The 5,306-nt window shown below is 37.2% G+C and carries 9 protein-coding genes; 6 read left to right on the top strand and 3 right to left on the bottom strand.

Annotation, left to right across the window (positions count from 1 at the left end; translation table 11 throughout):
• From serC to V7M80_RS13000, 5 genes are all read left to right on the top strand, one after another.
• On the top strand, positions 1 to 810 hold an 810-nt coding region (serC, locus tag V7M80_RS13020), incomplete at its 5' end, for a 3-phosphoserine/phosphohydroxythreonine transaminase (RefSeq protein ID WP_333696778.1).
• 110 nt (positions 811 to 920) lie between these two features.
• The gene (locus tag V7M80_RS13015) at positions 921 to 1,880 is read left to right on the top strand and encodes a D-2-hydroxyacid dehydrogenase (RefSeq protein ID WP_333696777.1); all 960 of its coding nucleotides are present in this window, start codon (positions 921 to 923) and stop codon (positions 1,878 to 1,880) included.
• An 82-nt stretch (positions 1,881 to 1,962) separates the two neighbouring features.
• The gene (locus V7M80_RS13010) at positions 1,963 to 2,391 is read left to right on the top strand and encodes a DUF6146 family protein (protein WP_333696775.1); all 429 of its coding nucleotides are present in this window, start codon (positions 1,963 to 1,965) and stop codon (positions 2,389 to 2,391) included.
• A gap of 9 nt (positions 2,392 to 2,400) precedes the next feature.
• On the top strand, positions 2,401 to 2,586 hold the full coding sequence (locus V7M80_RS13005; protein ID WP_333696774.1) for a GldL-related protein: 186 nt from the start codon (positions 2,401 to 2,403) through the stop codon (positions 2,584 to 2,586).
• Positions 2,587 to 2,614: 28 nt separating this feature from the next.
• Positions 2,615 to 2,941 (top strand): DUF6787 family protein, encoded by a 327-nt coding sequence (locus V7M80_RS13000; RefSeq protein ID WP_333696773.1) that lies wholly within the window; start codon positions 2,615 to 2,617, stop codon positions 2,939 to 2,941.
• Here V7M80_RS13000 and V7M80_RS12995 read toward each other — a convergent pair.
• From V7M80_RS12995 to msrA, 3 genes are read right to left on the bottom strand one after another with little or no spacing between them, the layout of a single operon-like run.
• On the bottom strand, positions 2,938 to 3,249 hold the full coding sequence (locus V7M80_RS12995; protein WP_333696771.1) for a hypothetical protein: 312 nt from the start codon (positions 3,247 to 3,249) through the stop codon (positions 2,938 to 2,940). The two genes, V7M80_RS13000 and V7M80_RS12995, sit on opposite strands and share 4 nt — an antisense overlap.
• A 44-nt stretch (positions 3,250 to 3,293) precedes the next feature.
• Positions 3,294 to 3,968, bottom strand: coding sequence for a GTP cyclohydrolase I FolE (gene folE / locus V7M80_RS12990; protein WP_333696770.1), 675 nt, complete (start codon positions 3,966 to 3,968; stop codon positions 3,294 to 3,296).
• A 41-nt stretch (positions 3,969 to 4,009) separates the two neighbouring features.
• Positions 4,010 to 4,657 carry a peptide-methionine (S)-S-oxide reductase MsrA gene (gene msrA, locus V7M80_RS12985; RefSeq protein WP_442902354.1) on the bottom strand — a complete coding sequence of 216 codons (648 nt, stop codon included), beginning with the start codon at positions 4,655 to 4,657 and terminating at the stop codon, positions 4,010 to 4,012.
• Between the two features lie 141 nt (positions 4,658 to 4,798).
• Here msrA and V7M80_RS12980 point away from each other — a divergent pair.
• A partial coding sequence (locus V7M80_RS12980) for an ABC transporter ATP-binding protein (RefSeq protein WP_333696769.1) occupies positions 4,799 to 5,306 on the top strand: 508 nt, incomplete at its 3' end.

Genomic DNA, 5,306 nt, shown 5'->3' with positions numbered 1-5,306 from the left:
ATGAAAGTAAACGGAAAAGCTGCTTATCTTGATACGGGCACGTGGGCTAACTCGGCTCTAAAAGAAGCGAAACATTTTGGTGAAACGGTAGTTGTAGCTTCGTCTAAATCGGACAATTACAATCATATTCCCAAAGGATACAACGTTCCTTCGGATGCCGATTATTTTCATTGTACTTCCAACAATACCATTTTTGGTACCCAAATGAAAGAATTTCCAACTTTGGATATCCCGATGGTATGTGATATGAGTTCGGATATTTTTTCCAGAACTTTAGATTTTTCACAATTTGATTTGATTTACGCCGGAGCTCAAAAAAACATGGGACCAGCCGGAACCACTTTAGTGGTCGTTAAAGAAGAAATCTTGGGAAAATCGGGACGAACTATTCCGAATATGTTGGATTACAAACAGCATATTGACAAAGAAAGTATGTACAATACCCCTGCTGTTTTTGCCATTTACACTTCGTTACTTACCTTGCAATGGTTAAAAAACTTAGGCGGTATTGCAGCTATTGAAAAAGTAAATGAAGCAAAGGCTCATTTGTTATACAGTGAAATTGATCGCAATCCTTTATTCAAAGGTACTGCCGTTCCTGAATTTCGAAGTAACATGAATGCCACGTTTTTATTACACGATGAGGCACATGCACCTCTATTTGACCAACTATGGAAAGAAGCCGGCATCTCCGGTTTACCGGGTCACCGCTCGGTGGGTGGTTACCGAGCTTCGATGTACAACGCCCTTCCGATAGAGAGTGTGCAGGTACTGGTGGATGTAATGAAAGAGTTGGAGGCCAAGGTGTAGTGATTTGTCCTTAGTGTTTTAGTAAAGAGAAAGAAAAATAATTTAAAAAATAGGTTCTATTAACTCAGTGTCTTAGTGGCTAAGTCCCTTTGAACCCTATCAAGAAAAAAATGAAAGTATTAGCAAATGACGGCTTATCTGCCAGTGGAATAAAAGCCTTAGAAAAAGGCGGTTTTGAAGTAATTACAACCAAAGTAGCTCAAGAGCAAGTAGCCAACTACATCAATGCCAACCAAATTCATGTAATTTTGGTAAGAAGTGCTACCAAAGTGAGAAAAGACATTATTGATGCTTGTCCGAGTTTGAAGATTATTGGTCGTGGAGGCGTAGGAATGGACAATATTGATGTGGCCTATGCCCGTGAAAAAGGCATTCATGTGATTAACACTCCGGCATCATCTTCAGAATCGGTAGCCGAATTGGTTTTTGCCCATTTGTTCTCAGGAGTTCGTTTTTTGCATGACTCCAACCGAAATATGCCTTTGGAAGGCGAGTCTAATTTTGAAGGATTGAAAAAAGCCTACGCCAATGGAATAGAACTGCGTGGTAAAACCCTAGGAATTATTGGATTTGGAAGAATTGGTCAAGCGGTAGCCAAGATGGCTTTAGGTTTGGGAATGAAGGTAATTGCATCTGATAAATATGTGGGCGAAGCGGTTATTCGGGTGGATTTTTATAATGGTCAATTTATCAATGTAGACATCATTACTGAGCCTATGGAAGATTTATTGAAACATTCCGATTTTATTACCTTACACGTTCCCGCACAAGACGGCTATGTTATTGGGAAAGAAGAATTGGGCTTGATGAAAGCAAATGTGGGTATCATTAATGCGGCTCGTGGTGGTGTAATAGATGAAGTGGCTTTGGTAGAAGCATTGGATAGCGGAAAAGTATTATTTGCCGGCTTAGACGTTTTTGAAAAAGAGCCTACTCCGGAAATTCAGTTGTTGATGCATCCTAAAATATCATTAACACCTCATATTGGTGCGGCAACCTTGGAAGCTCAAGACCGCATTGGTACAGAATTGGCCGAGCAAATCATCAGTTTGCTTAAAACTGAAAAATAATAATTTAAAAACCATCTCACAAAAGATGGTTTTTTCTTTTAAATGATATTCGATTTCGAAGGATTTTTAGTATCTTTATGAGATGAAAAGAATAGTAGGTCTATTGATTTTAATTGGTTTCATTTGGAGCTGTTCGGGAACTAAAAGCAAAAGCACTTTGGCAGAAAATCCAAGAGTTGCCAATGATACTGTGCGAATTGCCAATGATGAAATAGAATATGAAATTATTGTGATAGAACCCGGATTTAATTCGTGGCTGGCCAGTAGAGCCATGCCCCGAAATTATTATTCGCAATCCTATTTGGAAGCTCGAAATCAAGTTTGGGTCATGGAATTTAACAGTCGTGTGTTACAACCCATGCGATTTGACCCCAATTTATACATGATGACCATAGATTACCAAAGAGGAATAGATTACGGTTACGAAGTGAATTACCTACTCTACTATTACTTGGTCTATTTTCAATTGAATTACAATCAAAAATTGGGTGGTTTTCCCGCTCGTATTTAAATTTTAAAAATGTTAAAACAATTTAAATCCGTTATTTGGCTATTAATTTTAGGGGCTGTTTTTACGGTTTTTGGGGCTTTGCTTAAAGTTATGCATCTTCCCGGAGCCAATATACTATTGATTTTAGGATTACTTTTTCAAGGAATAGGATTATTGATATTGGTTGTAAAACTTTTAAAAAAATCAAATCTCTAAAACCGATTAAACCGAAGATTACCTGCTCATGAAAAAACTAAAAGAGCGTTGGGGTATAACCTCAAACTTTCAACTCCTAATTGTATTTATTGTTTTTGCAATCACTGGTTCGCTATCTGCTTATTTATCCAAACCTTTTACCAATTCTATAGGTTTGACCTCAGAAAACTTGGGTTACTTTTATTTACCCGTTCGTCTTGTGGCAATTTTTCCAATCTATCAGGTTTTATTGGTAGCTACCGGATTTGTATTTGGACAATTCCGTTTTTTTTGGTGGTTTGAGAAAAAGATGCTTCGCAGTATGAAACTGGGATTTATAGCCGATTGGTTTGAAAATAAAAAAATAGCTCCCTAGGAGGAAGCTATTTCTTTAGGTTTATGAATGTAATAGGTGTACAACCAAGTTAAAGTAAACGTAGGAATAAAATCAAGTCCCGGAAGAAGTTCTTCAAAAAACACTATAATAGAACCCACAGCACCTATAGTACCTTTATACATCTTGATTAAAATTAATCCGGCAATTGGAGCCCAAACCACATCGGCAAATTCTCCAAAAAAAGGAACCAGATAGGTAAGCATTCCGATAGCATCACAAAGTAAACTCAAAACGAGGTTTATATATTTGTAACGGGTATTAGACTTTGATACTACTTCTTTAGACATAATTTACTATTGTTTGCGTTGTGTCAAACAAAAGTAATGCCATTTTAGTTATCTTTTTTTACTAAATTAAAGAAATCGTTTCTATTTTCTTTATCGTTGAAAATTCCACCGTACTGAATAGTTGAAGTAAAACTGGAACTGTCTTTAATGCCTCTGCTTGAAACACACAAATGTTCGGCTTCTACTACTACAATTACGTTTTCGGTATCGAGAACTGCTTTTAATTCGTTAAAAATTTGCATAATCATACGTTCCTGAACTTGAGGTCTGCGAGCGTAATAGTCTACAATGCGATTGAGTTTAGATAATCCGATTACTTTTCCATTTGATACGTATCCGATGTGAGCTTTTCCTATGATGGGTAGAAAATGGTGTTCACAAGTAGAATTGAAACTGATATTCGCTTCTACCAACATCTTGTCATAATGGTAACTGTTTTCAAAAACCGATATTTTAGGTTTATTGGCCGGATTTAAGCCACTAAAAATTTCTTGGATAAACATTTTGGCTACTCGATGTGGCGTTCCTCTGAGACTATCATCGGTCATATCTAGCCCCATCTCTTCCATAATACTGTGAAAATGCTTTTCGATAGTAGCCATTTTTTCGGCGTCAGATTTTACAAATGCATCCGGGCGTAAAGGCGTTTCGGCAGAAGTCATTTGGTGTGAATCGCCTAAAAGTTCGTATAATTCTTTTTCAACTGCAGTGGTATTCATAGCGTATTTTTTTTAGGGTGAATACGGGTAATTCACCAAGATTAGTTTTTTAGTTTTGATTTGAAATTCTTATTCAATTTTTCAATTTTTGGTGTAATTACAAAGGAACAGTACGATTGGGTTTTGTTTAAATTGTAATAGTTGTGATGGTAATCTTCGGCCACATAAAACACAGAAGCAGGAGAAACACGGGTAACAATAGGATTTTTAAAAGTCTTTTCCCGAGTCATCAATGCTATGTATTCTTCGGTCAATTGTTTTTGAGAGTCATTGTAATAAAAGACTTCGCTACGGTATTGTGTTCCTTCATCGTTTCCTTGACGGTTTAAAGTAGTAGGATCGTGTGTAGCGAAAAAAATCTCAAGCAACTCACCATATGACACAATGTTGGGGTCGAACGTAATTTGGATGGCCTCGGCATGTCCAGTCATTCCGGTACAAATATCTCGGTATGTGGGGTTTGGTGACACACCTCCAATGTAACCGGGAACCACTTTTTGTACCCCTTTTATCTCTAAAAATACCGCTTCGGTACACCAAAAACAACCACCGGCAAAAGTGGCTAGTTCCATTCCTTTTTCAACATTCATAGCTACAGGTTCTTCGACTTTTAAAAAATTGGATCTGCGTTCTTGCGAATTGCAAGAAATTTGCATGACTAAAACAAAATATAATAGGATTCTTTTCATACTTTTTTTGTTTAACAAATATATGTAAATATTAAACACTTTTTGAGGTTTAACTAAATTTTATTATTTATACTACGATAAATACAATCGATAGGGTTTTGGAATCAGCAAAATCTTTGTTCCTTTGTAAAAATGTTACACATGATTCAAGCGAAAGGTATCCATAAGTATTTTGATCAATTGCATGTTCTCAAAGGCGTCAACCTGAATATCGAAAAAGGCGAAGTAGTTTCTATTGTTGGAGCGTCGGGAGCGGGTAAAACTACGTTACTTCAAATATTAGGTACTTTAGAAAAGCCCTCCAAACAAGAAGGGACCGAATTGTGGATAGCCGGTGAAAACCTATTAAGCCTGAACGACAAAGCCTTGTCGCAATTTAGAAACTTAAAATTGGGGTTTATATTTCAATTTCATCAATTGTTACCTGAATTTACCGCTTTAGAAAACGTGTGTATTCCGGCATTTATAGCAGGAAAATCTAAGAGTGAGAGTGAAAAAGAAGCCCTGCACTTATTGAACTATTTGGGATTGTCACACCGCATTCATCACAAACCCAATGCCCTTTCAGGAGGGGAGCAGCAGCGAGTAGCGGTGGCTCGAGCTCTAATTAACAAACCGGCAGTGATATTTGCCGATGAACCCTCGGGTA

The organism is Flavobacterium sp., assembly GCF_036759525.1.
Classification (GTDB): domain Bacteria; phylum Bacteroidota; class Bacteroidia; order Flavobacteriales; family Flavobacteriaceae; genus Flavobacterium.
This window is presented reverse-complemented; position numbering and strand designations above follow the sequence as displayed.

Coding starts and splice junctions, on each gene's coding strand:
- V7M80_RS13015 (WP_333696777.1), top strand. CDS start 921: ATGAAAGTATTAGCAAATGACGGCTTATCTGCCAGTGGAATAAAAGCC.
- V7M80_RS13010 (WP_333696775.1), top strand. CDS start 1,963: ATGAAAAGAATAGTAGGTCTATTGATTTTAATTGGTTTCATTTGGAGC.
- V7M80_RS13005 (WP_333696774.1), top strand. CDS start 2,401: ATGTTAAAACAATTTAAATCCGTTATTTGGCTATTAATTTTAGGGGCT.
- V7M80_RS13000 (WP_333696773.1), top strand. CDS start 2,615: ATGAAAAAACTAAAAGAGCGTTGGGGTATAACCTCAAACTTTCAACTC.
- V7M80_RS12995 (WP_333696771.1), bottom strand. CDS start 3,249: ATGTCTAAAGAAGTAGTATCAAAGTCTAATACCCGTTACAAATATATA.
- folE (WP_333696770.1), bottom strand. CDS start 3,968: ATGAATACCACTGCAGTTGAAAAAGAATTATACGAACTTTTAGGCGAT.
- msrA (WP_442902354.1), bottom strand. CDS start 4,657: ATGAAAAGAATCCTATTATATTTTGTTTTAGTCATGCAAATTTCTTGC.